The organism is Streptomyces sp. ADI95-17 (genome assembly GCF_003846175.1).
In the GTDB taxonomy this organism is placed as follows: Bacteria; Actinomycetota; Actinomycetes; order Streptomycetales; family Streptomycetaceae; genus Streptomyces; species Streptomyces sanglieri.
This window is the reverse complement of sequence record NZ_ML123049.1, coordinates 465006-490074: the sequence shown is the minus strand read 5'-3', so window position 1 is coordinate 490074 and position 25069 is coordinate 465006. Positions and strand designations below refer to the sequence as shown.

General features: G+C 71.9%; 19 protein-coding genes. 8 read left to right on the top strand and 11 right to left on the bottom strand.

Translation table 11 applies throughout. From position 1 onward, the window contains the following. Window positions 1-624: 624 nt before the first annotated feature. From EES42_RS28930 to EES42_RS28920, 3 genes are read right to left on the bottom strand one after another with little or no spacing between them, the layout of a single operon-like run. On the bottom strand, window positions 625-1923 hold the full coding sequence (locus tag EES42_RS28930) for an ABC transporter substrate-binding protein (protein ID WP_124721218.1): 1299 nt from the start codon (window positions 1921-1923) through the stop codon (window positions 625-627). Continuing rightward, complete coding sequence (locus EES42_RS28925) at window positions 1923-2762, bottom strand: carbohydrate ABC transporter permease (RefSeq protein ID WP_124721217.1); 840 nt, start codon at window positions 2760-2762, stop codon at window positions 1923-1925. The genes EES42_RS28930 and EES42_RS28925 overlap by 1 nt, the downstream gene beginning before the upstream one ends. After that, complete coding sequence (locus tag EES42_RS28920; RefSeq protein ID WP_206433629.1) at window positions 2759-3730, bottom strand: carbohydrate ABC transporter permease; 972 nt, start codon at window positions 3728-3730, stop codon at window positions 2759-2761. Before EES42_RS28920 ends, EES42_RS28925 begins: the two co-directional genes overlap by 4 nt. 104 nt (window positions 3731-3834) lie before the next feature. Between EES42_RS28920 and EES42_RS28915 the strand changes: the two genes are divergently transcribed. Beyond that, window positions 3835-4701, top strand: a complete 867-nt coding sequence (locus tag EES42_RS28915) for a phosphotransferase enzyme family protein (RefSeq protein ID WP_124721216.1) — start codon at window positions 3835-3837, stop codon at window positions 4699-4701. A 96-nt stretch (window positions 4702-4797) separates the two neighbouring features. On the opposite strand, the gene EES42_RS28910 is transcribed toward EES42_RS28915, so the two are convergent. After that, window positions 4798-5529, bottom strand: coding sequence for a 3'-5' exonuclease (locus tag EES42_RS28910; RefSeq protein ID WP_124721215.1), 732 nt, complete (start codon window positions 5527-5529; stop codon window positions 4798-4800). 78 nt (window positions 5530-5607) lie between these two features. Then, on the bottom strand, window positions 5608-6840 hold the full coding sequence (locus EES42_RS28905; RefSeq protein WP_124721214.1) for an SAV2148 family HEPN domain-containing protein: 1233 nt from the start codon (window positions 6838-6840) through the stop codon (window positions 5608-5610). Between the two features lie 440 nt (window positions 6841-7280). On the opposite strand from EES42_RS28905, the gene glgX reads away from it, so the two are divergent. Continuing rightward, on the top strand, window positions 7281-9446 hold the full coding sequence (glgX, locus tag EES42_RS28900; protein ID WP_124721213.1) for a glycogen debranching protein GlgX: 2166 nt from the start codon (window positions 7281-7283) through the stop codon (window positions 9444-9446). 101 nt (window positions 9447-9547) lie between these two features. Continuing rightward, window positions 9548-11944, top strand: a complete 2397-nt coding sequence (gene treY / locus EES42_RS28895; protein ID WP_124721212.1) for a malto-oligosyltrehalose synthase — start codon at window positions 9548-9550, stop codon at window positions 11942-11944. On the opposite strand, the gene EES42_RS28890 is transcribed toward treY, so the two are convergent. Then, window positions 11904-13085, bottom strand: coding sequence for a cytochrome P450 (locus EES42_RS28890; protein WP_124721559.1), 1182 nt, complete (start codon window positions 13083-13085; stop codon window positions 11904-11906). The genes treY and EES42_RS28890 overlap by 41 nt on opposite strands. A 142-nt stretch (window positions 13086-13227) precedes the next feature. After that, entirely contained in the window at window positions 13228-14130 is a 903-nt protein-coding gene (locus EES42_RS28885; RefSeq protein ID WP_124721211.1) for a LysR family transcriptional regulator, read from the bottom strand. Between the two features lie 99 nt (window positions 14131-14229). Between EES42_RS28885 and lpdA the strand changes: the two genes are divergently transcribed. Beyond that, complete coding sequence (gene lpdA / locus EES42_RS28880; RefSeq protein ID WP_124721210.1) at window positions 14230-15651, top strand: dihydrolipoyl dehydrogenase; 1422 nt, start codon at window positions 14230-14232, stop codon at window positions 15649-15651. Window positions 15652-15752: 101 nt separating this feature from the next. On the opposite strand, the gene EES42_RS28875 is transcribed toward lpdA, so the two are convergent. Beyond that, window positions 15753-16319 carry a DUF1707 and FHA domain-containing protein gene (locus tag EES42_RS28875; protein WP_124721209.1) on the bottom strand — a complete coding sequence of 189 codons (567 nt, stop codon included), beginning with the start codon at window positions 16317-16319 and terminating at the stop codon, window positions 15753-15755. A 219-nt stretch (window positions 16320-16538) separates the two neighbouring features. Between EES42_RS28875 and EES42_RS28870 the strand changes: the two genes are divergently transcribed. Then, on the top strand, window positions 16539-17492 hold the full coding sequence (locus EES42_RS28870) for a GNAT family N-acetyltransferase (protein ID WP_124721208.1): 954 nt from the start codon (window positions 16539-16541) through the stop codon (window positions 17490-17492). Between the two features lie 230 nt (window positions 17493-17722). Then, window positions 17723-18631, top strand: a complete 909-nt coding sequence (locus EES42_RS28865) for a GNAT family N-acetyltransferase (protein WP_124721207.1) — start codon at window positions 17723-17725, stop codon at window positions 18629-18631. On the opposite strand, the gene EES42_RS28860 is transcribed toward EES42_RS28865, so the two are convergent. After that, window positions 18603-19733, bottom strand: a complete 1131-nt coding sequence (locus EES42_RS28860) for an alpha-L-fucosidase (RefSeq protein ID WP_124721206.1) — start codon at window positions 19731-19733, stop codon at window positions 18603-18605. The genes EES42_RS28865 and EES42_RS28860 overlap by 29 nt on opposite strands. A gap of 39 nt (window positions 19734-19772) precedes the next feature. After that, entirely contained in the window at window positions 19773-21134 is a 1362-nt protein-coding gene (locus EES42_RS28855) for a GH1 family beta-glucosidase (protein ID WP_124721205.1), read from the bottom strand. A gap of 168 nt (window positions 21135-21302) precedes the next feature. Here EES42_RS28855 and treZ point away from each other — a divergent pair, with 168 nt between their 5' ends. Further along, complete coding sequence (gene treZ, locus EES42_RS28850; RefSeq protein WP_124721204.1) at window positions 21303-23075, top strand: malto-oligosyltrehalose trehalohydrolase; 1773 nt, start codon at window positions 21303-21305, stop codon at window positions 23073-23075. A 102-nt stretch (window positions 23076-23177) separates the two neighbouring features. Here treZ and EES42_RS28845 read toward each other — a convergent pair whose 3' ends face one another. After that, on the bottom strand, window positions 23178-24305 hold the full coding sequence (locus EES42_RS28845) for a M24 family metallopeptidase (protein ID WP_124721203.1): 1128 nt from the start codon (window positions 24303-24305) through the stop codon (window positions 23178-23180). Between the two features lie 275 nt (window positions 24306-24580). Between EES42_RS28845 and EES42_RS28840 the strand changes: the two genes are divergently transcribed. Further along, entirely contained in the window at window positions 24581-25045 is a 465-nt protein-coding gene (locus EES42_RS28840; RefSeq protein WP_124721202.1) for a lactococcin 972 family bacteriocin, read from the top strand. The last annotated feature ends 24 nt before the right edge of the window (window positions 25046-25069 follow it).

Here is a 25069-nt window from a genome sequence, read left to right as displayed (position 1 = left end):
TAGTACCAGTGGTACCAGGCGTACGCCTTCAGGCTCTTCTCCGGCGTCATCTTGTCCTTGAGCAAGAAAAGGAACTTCATAACAGCACCTCCATCTTTTACTCTGAATTTGCATTCCGACGGGCATGACTTGAGCCGTTCGTGACACCAACACCCTGCCTCTGACAGGGAATTCAGTGCCGCTCACCGCCGAAAGGAGTGAAGCTCAGTACGAAACGAATTGTCAATGACCTCTTTCCCTCGGAAAGCGGCAGAGCGTTCAGTTTTCGGCAACATCCCGCCGGTACGAGGGTTCCTGACGGAACGCCAGGTCACCAGGGAGGACGTGCACTCTATACCCGTACGGGACACGCGAGCACAAGGGCCTGAAGAGGCTGATTCAGGCCGTTGAATGTCTGAATCGCCGACGTCGAAGAATGCAGGTAATCCGGACCGACGCCTGCGAGCTATTTCCCGGACACTTTCGGTTACTCACAGAAAGAAACGTACCGGTCGGTAATCGTTGGTCCGACCCGGCCGAGTACCGCTTGGCCCATGAAACCGAATCGGCGGGAAGCACGAAGCACTCCCCGCCGACGTCGGCGGGGAGTGCTTCGGGGCGGGGTGCGCTTCGGGGCGGGATGCCTCAGCGCTGGTAGCGGGCCAGGACCCGGTTCCCGTCGTCGACCAGACGCTTCCTCAGCTCGTCACCCCCGATGGCCCCGCTGTAGTACTCCTGGAGGGCGGGCGTGGCGACCTTGTCCTTCCACTCCGGGTAGCCGCGCACCGACTGGGCGGGCGCCGGGCGGAGCGTCTTCGCGACGGCCACACCGGTCGCCCAGCCGTTCTCGGCGGTGTGCAGGGACGGGTCGGCGAGCGCCGCGGTGCCGGTCGGGAGCATCCAGTCCCCCTTGGCCAGCCGCACCATGTTCGGCGGCCGCAGCAGGAAGTCGATGAACTGCGCGGCTTCCTTCTTGTGCGGGCTGGCCTCCGAGAGGGACAGGGTCTGCGGACTGACCCCCTGGGCGAGGCCCGCGCTGCCCGCGGGAGCCGGCAGGACCGTCCACTCGAAGCCCTCGGGGGCCTGCTCGACCACCTGCTGACGGTAGGAGAAGCCCAGCGGAACCATCGCGTACTTGCCGCCGAAGAACCCGGGAAGGGTGTCGGAGCCGCCCATGCCGAGCGCGGTGCGCGCGGCGCTGTGGTCGGTGTTGACCTGGTCGTGGATGGTGTCGGGGACGATCCGGTCGCCCTCGCCCGCGCGGATGGTCACCTTGCCGTCGGCGGCGCGGTGGAAGAGCTTGCCGCCGGCGGAGAGCCCCAGGTTCAGCGTGACGGAGACCGGTTCCTTGAGCGGCCAGGCGATGCCGTAGCGCCCCTTGCCCGTCAGTTCCCGGGTGACCTGCCGGAACTCGGGCCAGCTCCAGGGGTGTTCGGGCGTCGGGATCCGGACCCCGGACGCCGCGAGGATCCTGGTGTTGGCGATCAGGACGCGCGGCTCCTGGAGGAACGGCACTCCGTAGACGCCGTCGCCGAAGGTGGTGGTGGACCAGCTCTGCCGCGGGATGTCCGAGGTCAGCCGGTCGGGGAGGAGCGTCCGCAGATCGGCCAGGTAGCCGCCGTACGCGAAGTCGGCCAGGTCGTCGGAGGCGTCATGGATGATGTCCGGCGCCTCGTCGCCCTCGAAGGCGGTGAGCAGCTGGTCGTGGACGGTGTCCCAACTGCCCGGGATGTAGGTGACATGGATGTCCGGATGGGCCTCGTTCCACTCCTTCACCAGCTGCTTGTTGGCGTCGACGGACTCCTTCTGCCAGGCCAGCGACTGGAAGCTGAGCTCGATCCGCCCGCTGTCGCCACCGCCGTCGTCCGTCCCCGCGCAGCCGGTGAGCAGCAGGGCGAGTGCGGTGGCCGCCGCGGCGGCCGTCCGCCGCAGGGATGCCCGCATCAGTTCTTCACCGCCCCGGCCAGCATGCCGCCCGTGATCCGCCGCTGGATGATCGCGAAGATGACCAGCGAGGGCAGGGTGGCGAGGAAGGCGGCGGCGGCGAGCGGCCCGAGGTCGGCCGCGCCCTCCGCGCCGATGAAGTGGGTCAGTACGACCGGCAAGGTCTGCTTCTCCGGTGTCTTGAGCAGGACGAGCGCGAAGAAGAGCTCGTTCCACGCGGTGATGAAGGCGAAGAGCGCGGTGGCGACGATGCCGGGGGCCAGCAGGGGGGCGGTGACCGAGACGAGCGTCCGCAGCCGTCCCGCCCCGTCGACCGAGGCGGCCTCCTCCAGCTCCGCGGGCACGGCCCGTACGTAGCCGACCAGCATCCAGAGCGCGAAGGGCAGCGCCCAGACGACGTACACCATGATCAGCCCCCACAGGGTGTTGATCAGATGGAGGTTCTTCAGGATCAGGAAGAGCGGGATGATCAGCAGGACGAGCGGGAACGCCTGGCTGATCACCACCCACCCGGTGGCCGCCGTCGAGAGCCGGGAGCGGCGGCGGGCCATCACGTAGGCCATGGGCGTGGCGACGAGGACCGCGATGAAGGCGGCGCAGAGCGCGGCGATCAGCGAGTTGGCTGCGGCCTGGAGCAGCGGCTGTTCGTCGAACGCGGTGCGGAAGTTGTCGAGCGTCGGGTTCTCGGGGATCCAGGTGGGGTGCAGGGAGCCCAGTTCGCGGGCCGGTTTGAAGGCGGTGGAGACCAGCCACAGGAACGGGAACGCCAAGAAGACGAGGTAGCCGAGCAGTGCGGCGTACTGTCCGGCGCGTGCGGCTCTGCCGGTGCGCATGCTCATCGGTCCTCGCCTCCCCTGATCCGGCCGGCCAGATACACCGCGAGGATCACGGAGATCACCGCGACCATCACACAGCCCATGGCCGCCGCGTACCCGAACTGTCCGTAGTGGAAGGCCTCCTCGTACGCGAAGAGCATCGGCAGCCGGGTGCGGCCGCCGGGTCCGCCGTTGGTCAGTACGTAGACCAGGGCGAAGGAGTTGAAGTTCCAGATGAAGTTGAGCGCGGTGATGGAGAGCGCGACGGGCCTGAGCACCGGCCAGGTGACGGTACGGAAGCGGCGCCAGGCACCGGCTCCGTCCAGGGCGGCCGCCTCGTGGAGTTCGTGCGGGGTGTTCTGCAGCCCGGCGAGCAGGGCGACGGTGGTCTGGGGCATGCCCGACCAGACGCCCACGACGATCACGGCGGGCAGGGCGGTGGCGAGTCCGGTGAGCCAGTCCCGGCCGTCGCCCAGGCCGAGATCGCGGATGGTCTCGTTGAGGATGCCCGCGTCCGGGTTGTAGACGAGCCGCCACATGAGGCCCACCACCACCTCGGGCATCGCCCACGGGATGATCGCCAGGGCCCGGGCCAGCCAGCGCAGCCGCAGATTCTGGTTGAGCAGCAGGGCGAGACCGAGGGCCAGTACGAACTGCGGGACGGTGACGCCGAACGCCCAGACCAGACCGATCCGGAACGAGTCCCAGAAGAGGGTGTCGTGGAGCAGGTCCTGGAAGTTCAGTCCGCCCACCCACTGGGTGGAGCGGGTGCGGCCGGACTGGGCGTCGGTGAAGGCCAGCGCGATGCCGTAGAGCAGGGGGCCGACGCTCAGGACCAGGATCGGGATCAGCGCGGGCAGCACCAGGAACCAGGTACCGGCGCTCCGGTTGACCGGCCGGGACCGTTTGTCCTGCGGGCTTCCGGGCGGACCGTCCCTCCCGGAACGTACGGTTGCACTCGCCAATGTCACGAATCCGCCCCCTTGTGTCATTACATCGGATTCATACCGTTCTGGCCGCTCAGACGGCCTCCGTCATCGTGCTGACGGGTCATCGGTTCGTCAAGCAGGCCTGCACGGATGCGAAAATCGGAGTCATGAACGAGATGCGTGCGCGTGAGGTGCTGACCGCAGCCGGGCTGTCCGGCGGTGCGGAGCTGCTCGCGATGGGCGAGAACGCGGTGTTCGCCGTCGGCGACCTGGTGGTCAAGGTCGGCCGGGACGCCGTGCGGAACCCGGAACTGCGGGACCGGGCGGAGCGCGAGGTGGCCGTCGCCCGGTGGCTGGCCGCCTCGGGCGTCCCCGCCGTACGGGCCGCCGAGCCCGCGGCGCGCCTGGTCGAGGGCCACCCCGTGACCCTCTGGCACCGGCTGCCCGATCCCGTGCGCCCCACCGAGCCGCGGGACCTGGCACCGCTGCTCGCCCAGGTGCACGCGCTGCCCGCCCCGGACGGCCTCGCGCTGCCGCCCCGTGAACTGCTGGGCGGGGTCGAACGCTGGCTGCGGCTCGCGGGCGATGCGATCGACCCGGCCGACGCCGACTATCTGCGCGAGCGCCGCGACGGCTTCGCGGCGGCCGCCGCCGCGCTGGTCCCCCATCTGCCGCCGGGGCCGATCCACGGTGACGCGCTGCCCCGTAACGTCCATGTCGGTCCGGACGGTCCGGTGCTGGTCGATCTGGAGACCTTCTCCGCGGATCTGCGCGAGCACGATCTGGTGGTGCTGGCGCTGTCCCGGGACCGGTACGGCCTGGCGCCCGAGGCGTACGACGCCTTCACCGCCGCCTACGGCTGGGACGTGCGGGAGTGGGAGGGCTGCGCGGTGCTCCGCGGGGCCCGGGAGACGGCCAGCTGTGCGTGGGTGTCCCAGCACGCACCGGCCAACCCGAAGGCGCTCGCGGAATTCCGCCGCCGGGTGGCCTCGCTCCGGGACGGCGACACGGCGGTGCGGTGGTATCCGTTCTGAGAGCCGTCCCCCCGAATCCGGCTGCGGGGGCCGGGACCCGGCCGGGCAGGAGTGCGGGCGGGCCGGGGCCGGCCCGGTCCGTACATCCCCGGGCCGTCAGCCGGCGGTGACTCCGGCCGGCTCCCGCAGCGGCCAGTGGCCGTCGATCACCGCGTCGGCCGTGCCCTTGCGGCGCAGGAACTGCTGGAAGTCCGCCGCCCATTGCGCGTACCACTCCACCTGGCGCTCGTGCAGCTCGGCGGCGGTCAGCTCGGCCACCGAGCCGTGCCGCTCGGCTATGGCGTGCGCCACCCGGACCGCGGCCAGCGCGTCCGCCCCCGCGTCATGGGCCCCGCCGTGTACCACGCCGTACTCGACGCAGACCGCCTCCAGGTTGCGCTTGCCCTTGCGGTAGCGGTCGACGGCCCGGTCGATGGTGTACGGGTCGATGACCGGGCCGATCCCGGCCCCGTCGAGCCGGTCGCTCAGCGACGGCAGCCCGTGCCGCCGCAACTCCGCCGTGAGCAGCGTCAGGTCGAAGGCCGCGTTGTACGCGACGATGGGGACGCCCTGGCGCCAGTAGCCCGTGAGGGCCTCGGCGATCTCGTCGGCCACCTCGCGCACCGGCCGGCCCTCCGCCGCCGCCCGCTCGCTGCTGATGCCGTGGATCGCCGAGGCCTGCGCGGGGATCCGGATGCCCGGATCCGCCAGCCAGGCGCGCTGGCGCACCGGCTCCCCGTCCCTGTCGCGGACGCCGACGATCGCGGCGGTCACGATCCGGGCCTCCAGCGGCTCGGTGCCCGTCGTCTCCAGGTCGAAGCCGACCAGCGGCTCCCGGTGCCAGCTCATCCCGTACCTCCTTCGTGGTGCTCTCCCCCAGGTGACGACCACCCTCGCACGCACCACTGACAACGCGGTGGCGGCCCCTCAGGAGACGGGCCGGGAGTCCGTCCACACGGACTCGAACTCCTCGCGGTACGTCTCGAACAGCCCGTGCTCGTTGTCCTGCCCCGCCCGGACCACGGCTCGCCCGCCGCCCCGCAGCACCAGCACGGGCGCCTCCATGCCGCGTGCGCGCCGCAGATAGGTCTGGACGACCCCGACCGCGTCGGTCCCGTCGCCGTCCACCAGATAGGCCGTGAAGCGCGGTGTCTCGTCGAACACGTGGATCTCGAAGGCGCCCGGGTCGCGGAGCTTGGAGCGGACCCGGCGCATATGGAGGATGTTCATCTCCACCGACCGGCTCAGCTCGCCCTTCTTCAGCCCCAGCTCCCGCTCCCGGCGCTTGACCGCGCTGCTGGCCGGGTTGATGAAGAGCAGCCGGACCCGGCAGCCCGACTCGGCGAGCCGGATGAGCCTGCGGCCGGAGAAGTTCTGCACCAGCAGGTTGAGCCCTATGCCGATCGCGTCGAGCCGGCGCGAACCGCCGAAGAGGTCCTCGGCGGGCAGCTGGCGCTGGAGCCGCACCCGGTCGGAGTGGACGGAGACCACATCCGCGTACCGGTCGCCGACCAGCTCCTCGACGGCGTCGACCGGGAGCCGGTCGGCCGACGGGACCGCGGCGCCGCTGCCCAGGATCTCCAGGAGCCGGGCGGAGGCGCGCTCGGCCTGGGCGAGGACCGCCTCGTTCAGGGCGCGGTTGCGGGAGACCACGTTGCGGGCGACCTCCAGCTCGTCGAGGGCCAGCTCCACTTCGCGCCGGTCGTCGAAGTACGCCTCGAAGCACGGCCAGTGCTGGACCATCAGCTCACGCAGCTGCGGCAGCGTGAGGAAGCTGAGAACGTTGTCGTCGGCGGGGTCCAGCAGATAGCCCTTGCGGCGCGAGACCTCGCGCACGGCGACGGCCCGCTGCACCCACTCCTGCCCGGCGGGCCCGGCGGCGGCCACCACCCAGTCCTCGCCGTGCACCGGTTCGTAGATCGGCCGGAGCACCGCGGCGACCACGGCACGCAGCCGCTGCTCCACGAGATTCAGCCAGATGTAGGCGCGTCCGGCCCGCTGCGCGCGCGTCCGCACCTCGCTCCAGGCGTCCGCCGTCCAGTCCAGCTCCGCGCCGATCTCCATGGGCTGCGCAAGCGATACCGCCCCTGGCGGGACATCGGTGGAGTCCCCCTCGTGACCCGGGTCACCTGGGGGCAGCTCGAATCCGCCCGAGCTCACCCGCGCACCGCCTTCCACTCCCCCACCAACGATCAAGGAAGGGTACTCCGGGAGCGGGAGCCGGTGCAGCCGGATGCGCATGCTGCTTCGTCAACTCCCCTACCGCGCAGGCATGTTCCCGGCGGCAAGATCTGCCGCAGTGAGGGGATTCATAGTGATTAACCACCCCATCCCGGGCTCTGTACCGGGCGAGCACCGGTTTCCCGGGTCCGGATCCCGGTTCCGGGCGACACGGAGAGGCCCGATGTTGACCGGACCGCGTGACGTCCCGGGCCGCCCGGCCCCGCGACGCCGCCCCCGATTGCCGGTCGGTCCTAGGTAGCCGCACCTGTTTCGGGGAAGATCTGGCACCAGGGCCCGCCCGGCGGATCAGGGGTCGGACGCGCCCTGGCAGCCCGCAAGCTCCAGGCACCCGGATCAGAAGTGGAAGGGTCGAACCTATGCAGGTCTGGCCGGGACAGGCGTATCCCCTCGGTGCCACGTACGACGGCGCCGGGACCAACTTCGCGGTCTTCTCGGAGGCCGCCCGACGAATCGAGTTGTGCCTGCTGCACGACGACGGTTCCGAGACGGCGGTGGAGCTCAGGGAGACCGACGCCTTCGTCCGCCATGCCTATCTGCCCGGAGTGATGCCCGGTCAGCGGTACGGATTCAGGGTCCACGGGCCGTACGAACCGGAGCGCGGCGCCCGCTGCAATTCGGCCAAGCTGCTGCTCGATCCGTACGCCCGTGCCGTCGCCGGGCAGATCCGGTGGGGCGAGGCGGTGTACGGCTATCCGTTCGGCCGGCCCGACGCGCGCAACGATCTCGACTCGGCCCCGCACACCATGACCTCGGTCGTGGTCAATCCCTACTTCGACTGGGGCGACGACCGGCGGCCCCGTACGGACTACCACCGCACGGTGATCTACGAGGCCCATGTGAAGGGTCTGACGATGCTCCACCCGGGGCTGCCGAAGGAGCTGCGCGGCACGTACGCGGGGCTGGCCCATCCGGAGGTGATCGCCCATCTGACGGAACTGGGCGTCACGGCGATCGAACTGATGCCGGTGCACCAGTTCGTCCAGGACCACCGGCTGGCGGACGCGGGGCTGGCCAATTACTGGGGCTACAACACCATCGGCTTCTTCGCCCCGCACAACGCCTACGCCTCCTGGGGCGACCGGGGCGAGCAGGTGCTGGAGTTCAAGCAGGCGGTCCGGGCGCTGCACCAGGCCGGCATCGAGGTGATCCTCGACGTGGTCTACAACCACACCGCGGAGGGCAACCATCTGGGCCCGACGCTCTCCTTCCGGGGCCTGGACAACGCCTCGTACTACCGGCTCGCGGACGACCAGCGGTACTACATGGACACCACGGGGACCGGGAACTCCCTGTTGATGCGGTCGCCGCACGTGCTCCAGCTGATCATGGACTCGCTGCGGTACTGGGTGACCGAGATGCACGTGGACGGCTTCCGCTTCGATCTGGCGGCGACCCTGGCCCGGCAGTTCCACGAGGTGGACCGGCTGTCGTCGTTCTTCGACCTGGTGCAGCAGGACCCGGTGGTCAGCCAGGTGAAGCTGATCGCCGAGCCGTGGGACGTGGGCGAGGGCGGCTACCAGGTGGGGAACTTCCCGCCGCTGTGGACCGAGTGGAACGGCAAGTACCGGGACACCGTGCGGGACCTGTGGCGGGGCGAGCCGCGGACCCTCGCGGAGTTCGCGGGCCGGCTGACCGGGTCGTCGGACCTGTACCAGGACGACGGGCGGCGCCCGCTCGCCTCGATCAACTTCACCACCTGCCACGACGGATTCACGCTGCACGACCTGGTCTCGTACAACGACAAGCACAACGAGGCGAACGGCGAGGGCAACCGGGACGGCGAGAGCCACAACCGGTCCTGGAACTGCGGCGCGGAGGGCGACACCGATCGGCCGGAGGTCCTCGATCTGCGGACCCGGCAGATGCGGAACTTCATCGCCACGCTGATGCTGTCGCAGGGCGTGCCGATGCTGAGCCACGGCGACGAGTTCGCGCGTACCCAGCGGGGCAACAACAACGCGTACTGCCAGGACAGCGAGTTGTCGTGGGTGCACTGGCCGGACCCGGCGGAGCCGGTGCGGGACGGGGCGGACGGGGCCGAGCCGGGCGAGGGCGGTACCGAGGGCAGCAGTCTGCTGGAGTTCACGCGGGCGATGGTGTGGCTGCGCCGCGACCATCCGGTCTTCCGCCGCCGCCGGTTCTTCCACGGCCGACCGGTCGAGGGCACCCACGACGAGCTCTCGGACATCGCGTGGTTCACGCCCGAGGGCGGCGAGATGAAGCAGCGGGACTGGCAGGCCGCGCACGCCAAGGCGCTGACGGTCTTCCTCAACGGCCACGCGATCTCGGAGCCCGGACCGCGCGGCGAGCGGATCTCCGACGACTCGTTCCTGCTGATGTTCAACGCGAGCGCGGAGACGCTGGAGTTCTCCGTACCGGTGAACCACGGCCGGCAGTGGCTGGTGGTGGTCGACACGGCGCGCCCGGTCGGGGTCATGCCCGGTTCCGGGCCGAAGGTGGCCGGGGGCGATCGGGTGACGCTGGTCGGGCGCAGCATGGCGGTGCTGCAGCGGCCCGCGTAGGGCCGGGGGGCCGTCCCGCCGGGCGGGCGGGGACACCGCCGGTCGAGCCCTTTGCGGCGTTCCGTGACACAGAAGCCGCCAGGCTGGGTACGAACGTCCGCATGACGCCCACCGCCACCTACCGGCTCCAGCTCCAGCCCGACTTCCCGTTCTCGGCCGCCGGACGGGCCGTGCCGTATCTCGCCGCGCTCGGCGTCTCGCATCTGCATCTGTCCCCGGTTCTGGAGGCCGTGCCCGGCTCCCGGCACGGCTACGACGTCGTCGACCACGGCCGGGTACGCGCCGAGCTCGGCGGTGAACAGGGGCTGCGGGAACTGGCCCGCACAGCGCGCGAGCACGGTCTCGGGCTGATCGTGGACATCGTGCCGAACCACATGGCCGCCGTCCCCCGCCACAACCGCGCGCTGTGGGAGGTGCTGCGCGAGGGCCCCGGATCGCCGTACGCCCGCTGGTTCGACATCGACTGGGCGGCGGGCGGCGGGAAGGTACTGCTGCCGGTGCTCGGCGGACCGATCGGCGAGGAGATCGGCGGGCTCCGGGTGGACGGGGACGTGCTGCGCCACGGCGAGCAGGAGTTCCCGCTGCGGACCGGCACCGCCGGGCTGCCGCTGCCCGAGCTGCTGGACGCCCAGCACTACCGGCTCGGCTGGTGGCGGCTGGCCCGCACCGAGCTGAACTACCGGCGGTTCTTCACGATCTCGGAGCTCATCGGGGTGCGGGTGGAGGACCCCGAGGTCTTCGCCGCCACCCACGGCAAGATCCTCGAACTGGTCCGGGACGGTGTCGTCGACGGGCTGCGCGTCGACCACCCCGACGGGCTGGCCGAGCCCGCGGCGTACCTGGAGCGGCTGTCGGCGGGGACCGGCGGGCGGTGGACGGTGGTGGAGAAGATCCTCACCGGCGGCGAGCCGCTGCCCGCGGACTGGGCCGTCGCGGGGACGACCGGGTACGACGCCCTGCACCGGGTGGACGGTCTGTTCGTCGACCCGATGGGCGCCGCGGAGCTGGTCGGCCGCTACCGGGAGTACGCGGGCCCCGCCGGCGACCGCGGCGGCCACTGGACGGCGACCGTCCGCCGCGCCGCGTACCGGGTGGTGACGCACGAACTGGCCGCCGAGACCGAGCTGCTGACCCGGCTCGCCGTACGGATCTGCGCGGCCGGCCCCGCGCTGCGCGACCACGCCCCGTGGGCGCTGCACGCCGCGGTGCGCGAACTGCTGGTGCGGATGCCCGTCTACCGCCCGTACGTGACGGCCGGCGGACCCTGCCCGGAGACGGCCGAGGAGACGCTGTCGGACGCGGTCGTACGGGACGCGAAGGCGATGTTCGCCGTCGCCCAGGAGGCGTCGGCCGTCGATGTGGTGCGGGAGCTGGCGCTGGGGCGGCTGGGTGAGGGGCCCGAGCGGGCGGCGTTCTGCGCCCGGTTCGCGCAGACCGCCTCCGCGTTGCGTGCCAAGTCGGTCGAGGACACGGCGTTCTACCGGTACATGCCGCTGATCTCGGCGAACGAGGTGGGCGGCGACCCCGGGCAGCCCGCGGTGACGCCGGAGGAGTTCCACGCGTTCTGTGCCCGGCTGGCCCGCGACTGGCCCGGCACCGGAACGGTGCTGACCACCCATGACACCAAGCGGAGCGCCGATGTGCGGGCCCGCATCGCGGTGCTGACGGAGTGCCCGCAGTCGTGGTCCGGGCTGCTGACCGAGCTGGAGCGGGCGACCCCGGCCACCGCTCCGGACCCGCAGCTCGCCTGGCAGGCCTGGCAGACGGCGGTGGGCTGCGCGAAGGTGCCGGGCGGCGAGATGGCGGGCCGGCTGGAGCCGGCGCTGTTGAAGGCGGTGCGGGAGGCGGGTCTCTTCACCGGCTGGACCGAGCCCGATCCGGTGTACGAGCGGGCGGTGACGGACTTCGTGGCGGCCGGGCCGGCCGCCGGCGGCGGTCAGGTGCGCGAGACGCTGGAGCGGTTCGCGAGCACCCTTGATCCCTATGTGCGCGCCAATGTGCTGGGGGCGGCGCTGGTGCAGCTGACGATGCCGGGGGTGCCGGATCTGTACCAGGGCACGGAGCGGGAGTACGTGGCGCTGGTCGACCCGGACAACCGGCGGCCGTTCCGCGAACCGGACGGGGACGCGGCCCTCGGCGAGAAGCACGAGCTCACGGCGGCCGCCCTGCGGCTGCGGCGCGAACGGCCGGAGGTGTTCGGCGAGTCCGGTACGTACGCCCCGCTGGGCGCGCGTGGCCCGGCGGCCGCGCACTGTCTGGCGTTCTGCCGCTCCGGCGAGGTGGTCACTGCGGTGACCAGGCTGTCGTTGCGGCTGGCGGAGTCGGGCGGCTGGCACGACACGGAGCTGGTGCTGCCGGACGACGGTCCGTGGGCCGATCTGCTGGCGCCCGGCCGGGAGTTCGCCGGGGGCTCCGTCGCGCTCGCCGAACTCTTCGCCGGGCGGCCGGTGGCGCTCCTCAGCCGGGCCGGACGAGGAGCGCCCGCGGACCTCGGGTGAGCAGCCCGGTGCCGGCCGGGCGGAATCCGTCCGCCCAGCGGAGCCGGGGCATCGCGTCGAGCAGCGCGCGCAGGCCGTGCCGGGCCTCCAGCCGGCCGAGCAGGACGGCGGGGCAGGACGCGGGGCCGGTGAGGGTCCGGCCCTGGTCACGGCGGAAGGGATCGAAGAGGTCGGGGGCGGCGAACCGTTCCGGATCGCGGCCGGCCGCGCCGATCAGACAGGCGACGTCCGACCCGGCCGGGAGCGTGCCACCGCTGAGAGTGACCTCGGTGGCGGTGCGGCGCAGCACCACCTGGACCGGCGGATCGCGGCGCAGCGACTCCGTCCAGGCCCGGTCGGCCAGGGCGGGTTCGACGCGCAGGGCGGCGAGCAGGTCGGGGGCGTCCAGCACATTGGCGAGGAAGGAGGCGAGCGCCCTCTCACGGAGGCCGGTGTGCCGGGTGCAGGGTGCGACGGCGGTGGGTGCGACGATGCCGGGCAGGGAGCTGGGCGTGGGGCGGGCGCTCGCGCCGGGGGTGGCGCCGAGGGGCAGCCACCGGCAGAACTCCTCGACGAGGTCGGCCTGTTGCCGGCCGTCGATCCGGCGCGCCAGCACGTACGCGGTCCGCTCGATCCGCGCGGCCATGTGACGTGGTATCGAGGCCGGGTCCGGGTCCGGGTCCGGCATGTGACGTGTCACCGACCCGGGGCCCGACATGTGACGTGTCACTGGCCCGGGGCCCGACATGTGACGTGTCACCGATTCGAGATCCGACATGTGACGTGTCACTGGCCCCGGCCTCGCCAGGGGCTGATTGCGGGGTGCGTAAAGCGGGTCGCCGTGGCAGAGGGGGTCGCCGTGGCAGAGGCCGAGTGGGGCGGGGGCGCTGCGGGGTGCGGTGTCGTGCGGGAGGCCGGTGAACCGGGGGTCGGTGAGGGCCGTGGCGACGTCCGCGTACCTGCTGACCAGCCAGGCGCCCAGAAGTGCGTCGTAGCTGAGCGGGTACTCCTCGCGCAGGATCCGGTAGAGCCGGTACGGGTCGTGCGCCGCGCCGGGTTCGAGCAGGCTGGGGCCGGTGCTCGGGCGGGGGCCGCGCAACGGCCGGTGCGCCCGGCGGCCGAGGCCCGGTGCGGATATGCCTTCCGGCGCGTCGGCCTGCATCCGTACCCCCGGGGCGTCAGGGCGCCGGTGTGCGGCGCGGTTCCCCACCAGGGGATCACCGGCGGGGGCGTCGCGCAGTCGGCGTACGGCCGTACGGGTGAAGGCGGTGCGCCCCGCCCGGCGGTACACCGGGCGGGATGTCTCAGCCCGTCGGTGTACGGGGGCCGGGCGGCCCGGAGCCGGCGAGCAGTTCCGTGAACGCGGCGGTGGCCCCTGTGAGTTCCACGCGGGAGAAGACCGCCAGTCGGCGCCGCCACGGTGGGTCGACGGCGAGGACCGCGCAGTCCTCACCGACCGCTCCCCGGACGACATGCGCCGGAGCCGTGGCGACTCCGACCCCGGCCGCCGCCATCCGTACCGCCGTCGACGTGTGTTCGGTGCGCACCGCCGTACGGGGTGTGAAGCCGGCTTCCCCGCAGGCCAGGTCCAGGAACGGCCGGCCCTGGACCACGGGTTCCATCGCGCAGCGCACCCAGGGCCGGTCGGCCAGCTCCGGCAGGCGGACCGAGGCCCGTCCGGCGAGCGGGTCGTCGAACGGGACCACCAGGACGATCTCCTCCTCGCCGACCGGGACGACCGGCCCCGGCCAGTGCGCGGGCGGCGGGCCGACGGCGAGGTCGGCGGTGCCGCGTTCGAGCTGTTCCTCCAGGGTTTCCGGGGTGGCGTACTCGTGGAGCACGAGAGCGACCCCGGGGTGCGCCCGGCGCCAGCGCGCGAAGACGTCCGGGAGGATGCCGACGGCCACCGCGTGCACCGTCGCGATGTGCAGCTCGCCGCCCTCCGCGCCCGCCGCCGCCCGTGCCGCCCGCCGTGCCTGGGCGGCGCTGCGCACGGAGCGCTCGGCGTGCGGCAGATAGGCGCGGCCCATCGGGGTCAGCCGCACGCCGCGCGGCAGCCGTTCGAGCAGGGCACCGCCGACGGTCCGCTCCAGGGCCTTGATCTGGTGGGAGAGCGCGGGCTGGGTGACGTGGAGGAGTTCGGCGGCGCGGGTGAACGACGCCTCCTCCACGACGGTGAGGAAGTACTCCATCTGTCGCAGGCTCATCGTGCTCTCCCCCGTGGGCCGTACCCATAAAGACCGTGCATCGGTGCCACAGAAACATTGCCTTGGACTCATGGCAAGAACCGGGCGGAGGCTGTGGTCATGACACGAACAACGGGTGGGCACGAGACCGATGTCCTGGTGATCGGCGGTGGCACCGGCGGATACTCCACCGCCCTGCGGGCCGCTTCCCTAGGGCTGAGGGTGGTCCTCGTGGAGCGCGACAAGGTGGGCGGCACCTGTCTGCACCGCGGCTGCATTCCCAGCAAGGCGATGCTGCACGCCGCCGAACTCGTGGACGGCATCACGGAGGCCGGGGAACGGTGGGGAGTGAAGGCGACCCTGGACTCGGTCGACTGGCCGGCCCTGGTGGCCGCCCAGGACGACATCGTGGCGCGCAACCACCGCGGGGTGGTGGACCACCTCGCGCACGCGGCGGTCGAAGTGGTGTGCGGGAGCGCCGAGTTGACAGGTCCGCGCAGTGCGTATGTCACCGGTCACGGAACAATAGTCGCGCGCCGCGGCGTCGTCCTGGCGACCGGCTCGCGACCGCGCATGCTGCCGGGACTGAAGGCCGACGGGCACCGCGTCGTCACCAGCGACGACGCGCTCTTCGCGCCGGGGCTGCCGCGGTCCGTGCTGGTGCTGGGCGGTGGGGCGATCGGCGTCGAGTACGCCTCCTTCCACCGGTCGATGGGTGCCGATGTGACGCTGGTGGAGGCCGCGGACCGGCTCGTACCGCTGGAGGACGTCGATGTGTCACGCCATCTGACCCGCGGTCTGAAGAAGCGCGGCATCGATGTGCTCACGGGGGCGCGGCTGACCGACGCGGACGTGGTCACCGACGAGGTGTCGGCGACGGTACGCACCTCGCGCGGCGAGACCCGTACGGTGCGGGCCGAGCGGCTGCTCGTCGCGGTGGGGCGGGTGCCGGTGACCGAAGGGCTCGGTCTCGCGGCGGCGGGACTGGCCGTCGACGAGCGCGGCCATGTCGCGCCCGCCGACTGGTCCCGGCTCGAAACGTCCGTGCCGGGCGTCCATGTGGTGGGCGATCTGCTGCCGCCGCCGTCCCTCGGACTGGCCCACGCGTCGTTCGCGGAGGGCCTGTTGGTCGCCGGGACACTGGCCGGGCTGAGCACACCGGCGGTGGACTACGACGCCGTGCCGAGGGTCACGTACTCGTCCCCGCAGACCGCCGCGGTGGGCCTGACCGAGGCCCGGGCCCGTGACGCCGGGCACGATGTCGTGGTGGGCAGCATGCCGCTGACCGCCGTGGCCAAGGGGATGGTGCACGGGCGGGGCGGGATGGTGAAGGTGGTCGCCGAGCGGGACGGGCGGGTCCTCGGGGTGCACCTCGTCGGGCCGCAGGTCTCCGAGATGATCGCCGAGAGCCAGCTGATCGTGGGGTGGGACGCCGAACCGGCCGATGTGGCCCGTCACGTACATGCCCATCCGACGCTCTCCGAGGCGGTCGGCGAGGTCTTCCTCACCCTCGGTGGACGCGGCCTGCACCAGCGGACCTGAGCCGGGCCGCCCGTCGCCGGGCCTTCGACGGGGCCCGGCCAGGGCGTTCGACCGGCTCCGGCGGGCCTCGGCCGCGCCTCGGGCGTGCGCGCGGCCGGCTCTCAGGCGGGGGGCCCGAGGACGGGTGCGGAGAGCCGGAAGCTCATCCGGCCGAAGCTCACCTGGTCACCGTCGCGGACCGGGACCGTGCCGGTGACCCGCTGGCCGTTGACACAGGTGCCGTTGGTGGAACCGAGGTCGCGCAGCAGCCAGCGCCCGCCCTGGGCGGTGAGCTCCGCGTGCTGCCGGGAGACGGTCTCGTGGTTGAGCCGCAGCCCGTTCACCGGATCGCGGCCGATCCGCAGCGGGTGCGGGCTCGGCGCCGGGAGCAGGAGCTTGGGGAGCCGTTCGGTCTGCCAGACCCGGCGCACCCGGCCGGGGAATCCGGACACCCCGCTCACCACCTGGAGTATCCGCCGGGACCAGCGGCCCCCGCTCTCCAGGTCGGCGGTGAGCGCCTCCAGTTCCTCGGGGCGGCGGGCGGTGAGGACCAACTCCATGCGCCGCATGAAGGTGTCGTGGGAGAGCTTGCCCTGTGCCGCGCCGTCTCTGAGTACGCCGAGCACACGGTCGCGCTGGGCGTCGGACAGCCGCACGGGATACGTGTGGGACTCGAAGGAGGACGTCACGCGGCCAATTGTCGGTCCGACCGCCCCGGAGTGTCCAGAACATGCCCGTGCTCCGCCCCTCGGCCTGCGCGGCGCACCTCTCGGGGAACCGCCCGCCACGCCCCGCCGGCGCCGCCGCGGATATCCCCGCGCATGGCCGCGACGACGCTGCTACCGTCTCCCGCCGCGACCCGCCCGGCATTCACCGGCAGGCCATTGTGCGCACTTCAAGGAGCTTGTGTGACCCGTGCACCACAGGAATTGACCATCCGTCCGCTCGCCGGTCCCGAGGAGCTCGCGCTCTTCCTCCGGCTGTCGTACACCCTCGATCACGAACTCGCCGACGACCTGGAGAGTGGGCGCCGCCGGCCCGAGTGGATGTGGGTGGCGATGCGCGGCGAACGCCTGGTGGCACGGATCGCGTGGTGGAGCCAGAACGGGGAAACGCCGCTGTGCCTCGACTTCTTCGACCTGGACGACACCCTGCCCGGGCCCGAACGCAACGAGGCGGGCCTGAAGCTGCTGGAGACGGCGACGGCCGCGGTCGTGCCGGCCGGCGCCCCGCGGCCCGAGTACGGACGCTTCGTACCGGCCGACTGGCGCGAGGACCCGGCCGTCCGTGACACGGTCGAGGCCCGGATCCGGGTCATGGAGCGTTCCGGTGCGCGGATGCTGGTCGAGCGGCTCCGTCTGGAGTGGCGCGCCGGTACGCCGGTCCCCGCCGACAGCGGCCGGCTCCGGTTCCGCCCGGTCGACGGTCGCGAGGATCTGCTCGCGCTGATGACACCGGTGATGGAGGGCACCCTCGACGCCCACGGGCAGGCCGACCTGGCGTCCGGGCTCAGCGCCCGTGCGGCCACCGAGAAGCACTACGACGAGGAGCTGGCGACGTACCGGACACCGCGCGAGTGGTGGCGTATCGCCGAGCTGCCCGACGGCGAACCGGTCGGCTTCGTGATCCCGGCCCGCAACAACTACAACCCGATCGTCGCGTACATCGGTGTGCTGCCCGCCCACCGCGGCCACGGCTACATCGACGACATCCTCGCCGAAGGCACCCGGGTGCTGGCCGCGCAGGACGGTGTGGAACGCGTCCGGGCCGCCACCGACCTCGGTAACGTCCCGATGGCCAGGGCTTTCGCACGTCTCGGGTACGTGAACTTCGAGCGGTCCTTCGACATGGTGTGGGACTGAACAGGGAGTGGGACTGAACTGGGTGCGGGGCTGAACAGGGTGTGGGGCTGAATCCTGTGGACGGCCCGCCGGAGCACCGGTTATGGTGACGGCTCCGCCCGAGAACCGAGGAAGGAGGCGAGAACAGTGCGTACACCCACCATTTCGTTCCCGCGCTCCCGTCCCGTTCGCCGGGCGGTTTCGGTTTCGGTCTGACCGGGGGCGCACCGCTTCTTCCGGAGGACTGTTCCATGACCGATCTGGTCATCCGCGCGCTCACCGAGAGCGACGCACACCTTTTCCACACCATGCGGGGCCGTGACCTCGTCGGCCGCGCCGCGTTCGGGCACCGGTACGCCACCGCGGACAACGGCGGTGACTACCGCCCCGAGTGGACCTGGGTCGCCCTGCGCGACGGTGTCGTGGTGGCCCGTGCCGCCTGGTGGGCCGGGCCCCACGACACCGAGCCGGTGCTGCTCAACTGGTTCGACTTCGCCGACGGCGAGGAAGCGGCGGGCGCCGAACTGCTGCGCCGCGCCCCGCTGCACGCCGAGTACGAACTGATCCTGCCCGCCGACTGGCGGGAGCGGCCCGACGTCCGGGCCGCCGCGGAGGGCCGGATCTCCGCTGCCCGTGCGGCCGGGATGAAGCCGCTGGTCGAGCGGTACAGCTACAGGTGGACGCCGGAGTGCGGCCTGCCCGAGCGGCCGGGGCGGCTGGAGTTCCGGCCGGAGCCGGACGACGCGGTGATCCTCGATGTGCTGCGCCGGGTCCATTCCGCCACGCTGGACGCCCATGCCCAGAAGGCCATCGAGGGCGGCGGTCCGGAGCAGGCGGCGCGGGAGGAGCTCGACTTCTTCCACTGGTGCCCCTCGCCGCGCTCCTGGTGGCAGTTGGCGTACACCGCCGGCGGTGAACTGGCCGGCATCCAGGTGCCCGCCCGCAACCCGTCCGGGCCGTGCGTCGGCTTCATCGGTGTCGTGCCCGAGCAGCGGGGTCACGGTTACGGGTACGACCTGCTCGTGGAGTGCACCCGCTTCCTGGCGGCCGAGGGCGCCGAGTTCATCGCGGGCGCCACCGACCGGGGCAATGTGCCGATGGCGGCCGCGTTCGCGAAGGCCGGTCATCGCATCAGCCAGGAACGGATCCATCTCGTGTGAGTTCAGGGGCTGTTTCCGCCAGCCATCGCAGGCGGAGCTGCTGCGCGGCGGGGATCTTCGCGTCCTCGCCGCGCGGCCCCACGTTGAGCAGCAGACTGCCGCCCCGGGCCGCCGTCTCCCGTACCAGCGATTCCAGGGCCTGCCGGCCGAGGTGTGCCTCGGCCGGGGAGTTGCGGTTGTAGCCGAAGCCGTGGTCGATGGAGCGGGTGATCGCGTACGGGTCCGGGCCGGCGTGGCGGGCGGACTCCGGGGTGCGGAAGTCGTAGTACGGGGGCCGGCGCGGCAGGAAGCCCTCGCCTCGGGCGGTGGTGCGGCGTTCCCAGTTGTTGTACAGGGCCTTGGCGCCGGGGACGGACAGTGCGCGCCAGGCCGGGGCGCGGGGCAGCAGCCGGTCGTTGAGGACGCCGTGCGGGACGGTGAAGCGGTAGTACTCGACGATCCTCTGGACGTCGGTGCGTGAGCCGGGCCAGGCGATGTCGTTCCAGAGTATGTCGGGGTGGTGACGGCGGATCAGTTCGCGCAACTGGGCGCCGGCGTAGGCCGGGTAGCGGCCGCGCGGGACGGCCGAGACGATGTCGGCGCCGGTTCCGATCGGGCGGTCGTCGAAGGTCCAGTCGAGTCCGCCGGAGTAGTGGATGCCGAACCGCAGCCCCTCGGCCCGTACGGCTTCGGCGAACTCGCCGACGACGTCACGCGGGGTGTGCCAGCCGGCCCGGTGCGGGTTGGCGACCTCGGAGGGCCAGAGGCAGAAGCCGTCGTGGTGCTTGGCGACGAGGACGGCGTAACGGGCCCCCGCGGCACGGAAGTCACGGGCCCATGCGGTGGGATCCCACTGCTCCAGGGCGTCGTTGAAGTCGCCCCCGAAGGCGGTGTACGGGCGGCTGCCGTAGGTCGCGCGGTGGTGGGCCGAGACGGGGCTGCCGGGGAACCGGAGCGCGTTCTCGTACCACTCGGCGTACGGCGTCCAGCCGAGCGGCGATCGGCGCCCGGCCAGGGGGAGTTCGGCCGCGGGGACGTACGGCGGGGCCCAGCCCGGTACGGAGGCGGGCGTCCAGTGCACGAATATCCCGAGGCCGGCCCGGGACCACCATGAAGCAACCATGCCGCGAAGTATGGATCACTCCGGGGGCCGTTCGTCAGGTCAGTGTGCCGGACCGCCCGTCTTCTGCGTACGGATCAGGTCGCGGTACCAGGCATAGGAGTCCTTGGGGGTCCGGCGCAGCGTCTCGTAGTCGATGTGGACGAGGCCGAAGCGCTTGCTGGCGCCCTCGATCCATTCGACGTTGTCGGTGAGCGACCAGGTGAAGTAGCCGCGCACGTCGACCCCGGCGTCGATGGCCGTGCGCAGGGCCCGCAGGTGTCCTTCGAGGTAGGCGATCCGGCGGGTGTCCTCGGCGGGCTCGTCGACGGCGCAGCCGTTCTCGGTGATGTAGAGCGGGGGGAGCCGGTCACCGTAGCGGGTGTGGAGCTGGACGAGGGTTTCGCGCAGGCCGTCGGGGACGACGGGCCAGCCGAAGTCGGTCTTCTCGTAGCCCTCTATCTCGCGGATGCCGAAGGGGAGTTCGGGGGGCATCCGGAAGCCGGAGAAGTTCTCCGGGGCGCTGGTGTCGGGGGCGCCGACGAGGGTGGGGTTGTAGTAGTTGATCCCGTACCAGTCGAGCGGGGTGGAGATGGTCGTGAGGTCGTCCTCGACCGGGCCCGGCATCAGTGCGGCGATGTTCTCGTCGGGGTAGCGGCCGGTGAGGACCGGGTCGGCGAACATCCAGTTGGTGATGGTGTCGTACAGTTCCGCGCCCAGCCGGTCCTCGTCGCGGTCGCCGGCGGTCCAGACGGGGGTGTGCGAGACGGCGATGCCGATGTTGTCGGCGCCCGCGCCGCGCAGCGCGCGCACGGCGAGGCCGTGGGCGAGGAGCTGGTGGTGGGCGGCGGGCAGGGCGTCGAAGAGGAGGGTGCGGCCCGGTGCGTGCTCGCCGAGGGCGTAGCCGAGCAGCGTCACCTCGGCCGGTTCGTTGATGGTGATCCACATCGGTACGCGGTCGGCGAGGCGTTCGGCGACGATGCCCGCGTACTCGGCGAAGCGGTAGGCGGTGTCGCGGTTGAGCCAGCCGCCCTCCTCGTCGAGCGGCAGTGGGGTGTCCCAGTGGTAGAGGGTGGGGGCCGGGGTGATGCCGTGGGCGCACAGTTCGTCGACGAGGCGGTCGTAGAAGTCGAGCCCCTGCGGGTTGACCGGTCCGCTGCCGCCGGGCACCACGCGCGGCCAGCTGACGGAGAACCGGAAGGCGTCGGCGCCGAGGCCGGCCAGCAGGGCGACGTCCTCGCGGTAGTGCTGGTGGAAGCCGGTGCCGCGGGTGGTGTCGGTGCCGTCCTTGATCCGTCCGGGCTGGGCGGCGAAGGCGTCCCAGCCGGAGGGGCCCTTGCCGTCGGTGTCGGACGCCCCCTCTGTCTGGAAGGCGGACGCTGAGGCTCCCCAGAGGAAACCGGGCGGGAACGACGGCACAGTCATCTCGGCCTCCACAGCCGTACGAGGGAGTGCGTATTGAGCGGAACCTGATGGGGCAATGATCAGAACCAGACCTTAATCGCCAGTAACGGGCTCGATCCAGTGTTGTGGGCCGGTGATCGTGGCCGCTGCCCACGATGGGGCTCGGGGCGATGAGACGAGGAGCGTTGCATGCTGTTCGAGGTATGGGCACCGGATGCGGACGAGGTGGGGCTGCGGCTGGCGGGCGAGCCGTGGGCGATGGAGCGTGATCCGGCCCGTTCCGGCTGGTGGACGGCCCAGGCGCCGGCGTCGGACGGGGACCGCTACGGCTTCGTCCTGGACGGGGGCGGGAGCGACGGACGGGTGCTCCCCGATCCGCGTTCACGGCGCCAGCCGGACGGGCCGGACGGCGAGAGCGCCGTCGTCGACCACTCGTCGTTCGCATGGCGTAGCGACTGGCCGGGCCGGGGGCTGCCGGGCGCCGTGCTGTACGAGCTGCACATCGGCACGTACACCGAGGAGGGCACCTTCGACGCCGCGGCCGCCCGGCTGGGGCATCTGGCCGAGCTCGGTGTCACCCATGTGTCGCTGATGCCGGTCTGTCCGTTCCCCGGCACCCACGGGTGGGGGTACGAGGGGGTGTCGCTGTGGGCGGTGCACGAGCCGTACGGCGGACCGGACGGGCTGAAGCGCTTTGTCGACACGGCGCACGGTCTCGGGCTCGCGGTCCTGCTGGACGTGGTCCACAACCATCTCGGCCCGTCCGGCAATCACCTCCCGGCCTTCGGCCCGTACTTCACCGAGACCCATCACACGCCGTGGGGGGCGGCGGTCAATCTCGACGCTCCCGGTTCGGACGAGGTGCGGGCCTTCCTGCTGGGCAGCGCGCTCGGCTGGCTGCGGGACTACCGGCTGGACGGGCTGCGACTGGACGCGGTCCACGCCCTGGCCGACGGCCGGGCGCTGACCTTCCTGGAGGAACTGTCGGCGGCGGCCGACGCGCTCGCGGCGGAACTGGGCCGTCCGCTGCCGCTGATCGCCGAGTCCGACCTCTGCGACCCGAGGACCACGACACCGCGCGACTCGGGCGGCCTCGGGCTGCACGCCCAGTGGAACGACGACTTCCACCACGCCCTGCACACCGCGCTGACCGGTGAGTCCCAGGGCTATTACACGGACTTCGCCCAGGCTCCGCTGGCCGCCGTCGCCAAGACCGTGACCAGCGCGTTCTTCCACAACGGGACGTACTCCAGCTTCCGGGGCCGGACCCATGGCCGTCCCGTCGACATCGCCCGCACGCCCGCCCACCGCTTCGTCGGCTACGCCCAGACCCACGACCAGATCGGCAACCGGGCCCTGGGCGACCGGCTCTCCGCGACGCTCTCCCCCGGCCTGCTGGCCTGCGCCGCGGCCCTCGTACTGACCGGGCCCTTCACTCCGATGCTGTTCATGGGCGAGGAGTGGGGCGCCCGCACCCCCTGGCAGTTCTTCACCGACCACACCGATCCGGAGCTCGCCGAGGCGGTCCGCAACGGCCGGCGGCGGGAGTTCGCGGCGCACGGCTGGGCGGCGGACGACATTCCGGACCCGCAGGACCCGGCCACCCGCGACCGCTCCTGTCTGGACTGGAACGAACCGTCGCAGGAGCCGCACGCCCGGCTGCACGCCTGGTACCGGGAGCTGATCGCGCTGCGCCGCGCGCTGCCCGACCTCAGCGATCCGGATCTGGCGTCGGTGCGCACCGCCCACGACGAGCAGGCGCGCTGGCTGGCGTACCGCAGGGGCGATCTGCGGATCGCGGTCAACCTGGGCGAGAAGCCGGCCACGATCCCGCTGGGCGGCGGCCGGCGCCGGGGCGGCGGGGACCGGGTGGTGGCGGCGTGGGAGCCGGTGGCGGCCCCGGGCGCCGACGGGCTGCTACGGCTGCCGCCGGAGTCGTGCGTGGTGCTGGCCGACGGCTGAGGGGGCTCGGGCGCGGTGCTGGCCGACGGCTGAGGGGGCTCGGGCGCGGTGCTGGCCGACGGCTGAGGGGGCTCGGGCGCGGCGGCCGGCCCCCGCGTCCGGCTACTCGACGATGGCGAGCTCGCGTGACGTGCTGTTGAGGCGCCGGCCGCCGTCCTCGGTCACGGTCACGATGTCCTCGATCCGGACCCCGAACCGGCCCGGCAGATAGATGCCCGGCTCCACCGAGAAGCACATCCCGGGGACCAGCGGCTGCTCCTCGCCCTCGATCATGTAGGGCGGTTCGTGGGTGGTGACGCCGATGCCGTGGCCGGTGCGGTGGATGAAGCGTTCGCCGTAGCCGAACTCGGTGATGACGGCGCGGGCCGCCCGGTCGATCTCCTGGCAGGCGACGCCCGGCCGGACCGCCTTGCAGCCCGCCTCCTGCGCCTCCCGCACGATGTCGTGGACCCGCTGCTCCTCGGCGGTGGGCTCGCCGACGTGGACCGTGCGGGAGGTGTCCGAGCCGTAGCCGTGCTTGAGGCCGCCGAAGTCGAGTACGACCATGTCGCCCCGCTCGATGGTGCGCTCCCCGGCCTCATGGTGCGGATTGGCGCCGTTGGGGCCGGATCCGACGACCGTGAAGTCGACCTGGGAGTGCCCGAACCGCTTGAGGAGTCCGGCCAGTTCGGCGGCGATGTCGGTCTCCTTGCGGCCGGAGAAGCGCACCTTGAGGATCTCGCCGTACGTGGCGTCGGCGGCGGCTCCGGCGGCGGCGATCCGCTCCAGTTCAGGGGCGTCCTTCACCGCGCGCAGCATCGGCAGGGCCTCGGTGAGCGAGACGTACGAGGTGTCCGGCAGCGTCCGCTGGAGGCCGAGCAGATGCATCGCCCAGGCGTTGTCGCTGATCCCGAACCGGCCGTGGCCGTCGAGCAGCGGGGCGGTGACGGCGTAGGGGTCCTTGCCGTCGGTCCAGTCCCGCAGGGTGAGTGCCGGGGCGCCGACGGCCTTCTCCGCGTCCGGGGCCTCCAGCGTCGGGACGACGAGAACCGGGTCCTGCCCCGGTGTGAGGACGAGGACGGTGAGGCGTTCGGTGTTCACGGGCCGATAGCCGGTGAGGTAGACGAGATCGGGGCCGGGAGCGACCAGCACGCCCGCGAGCCCGGCCTCGGCGGCGGTGTCGGCCGCGCGCGTCATCCGGGCCCGGTAGTCGTCGGCGGTGAACGGCACGGGCTGGCTCTGGCTGGACATGCGGGACCTCCTGGCGACGCGACACGGCACACAGCATCCTGCCCGTCCGGGCCGGTCGACGCGAGCGGGGCTCGGGTTCCCTGATCCGGCCCCTGGGCGGGGCCCCGTCCGCACGCCGGCTCCCGTGGACTCCATCAATCCCAAGCGGAGTTAAAGGCCCATGTCGGCCAAGAAGGATTCCGGCCAACTTGCCGAATCTCTCTTTGCAGAGCACACGGGCCTGCAGATGATCTTCTCCAAGCCTTCACAGGAAGGCTGGACGAGGGGGATATTCCATGAAGAAGTTCGGCAGAACGGCGGCTCTCGCCGTCTCGACCGCAGCCCTGGCTTCCGGCGTCTTCGCCACGCCGGCCACCGCCGCCCAGGTCGGCATCGACCAGGCGACGAGCAACACCATTTCCGTCCACACCCGCGGCGACGGCACCCCGGCACCTGCGCAGCTGGGCGACCCCGAGGAATGGGGCGTGGTGGAGGTCACGATCCCCGACGCGGCGGAGGGCAGCGTCACGCCGATGAAGATCGTCGAAGTCGGCGGCGGGACGTGGAGCTACGGCTGGCAGGCCCGGGACAACTACAAGTACTGCTACTCGAACTATTACCACGGCAGCGTGAAGCACGGTTCGACCGTGAACATGGCCGGATACATCATCAAGGACACCAAGCCCGCCGGGCAGACGTCCAACGCCCACCACACGGCGGGTCTCGCCTACACCTGCTACACGTACTACGCCAAGTACTAGATCCCCCTCTGCACGGTGTCATGT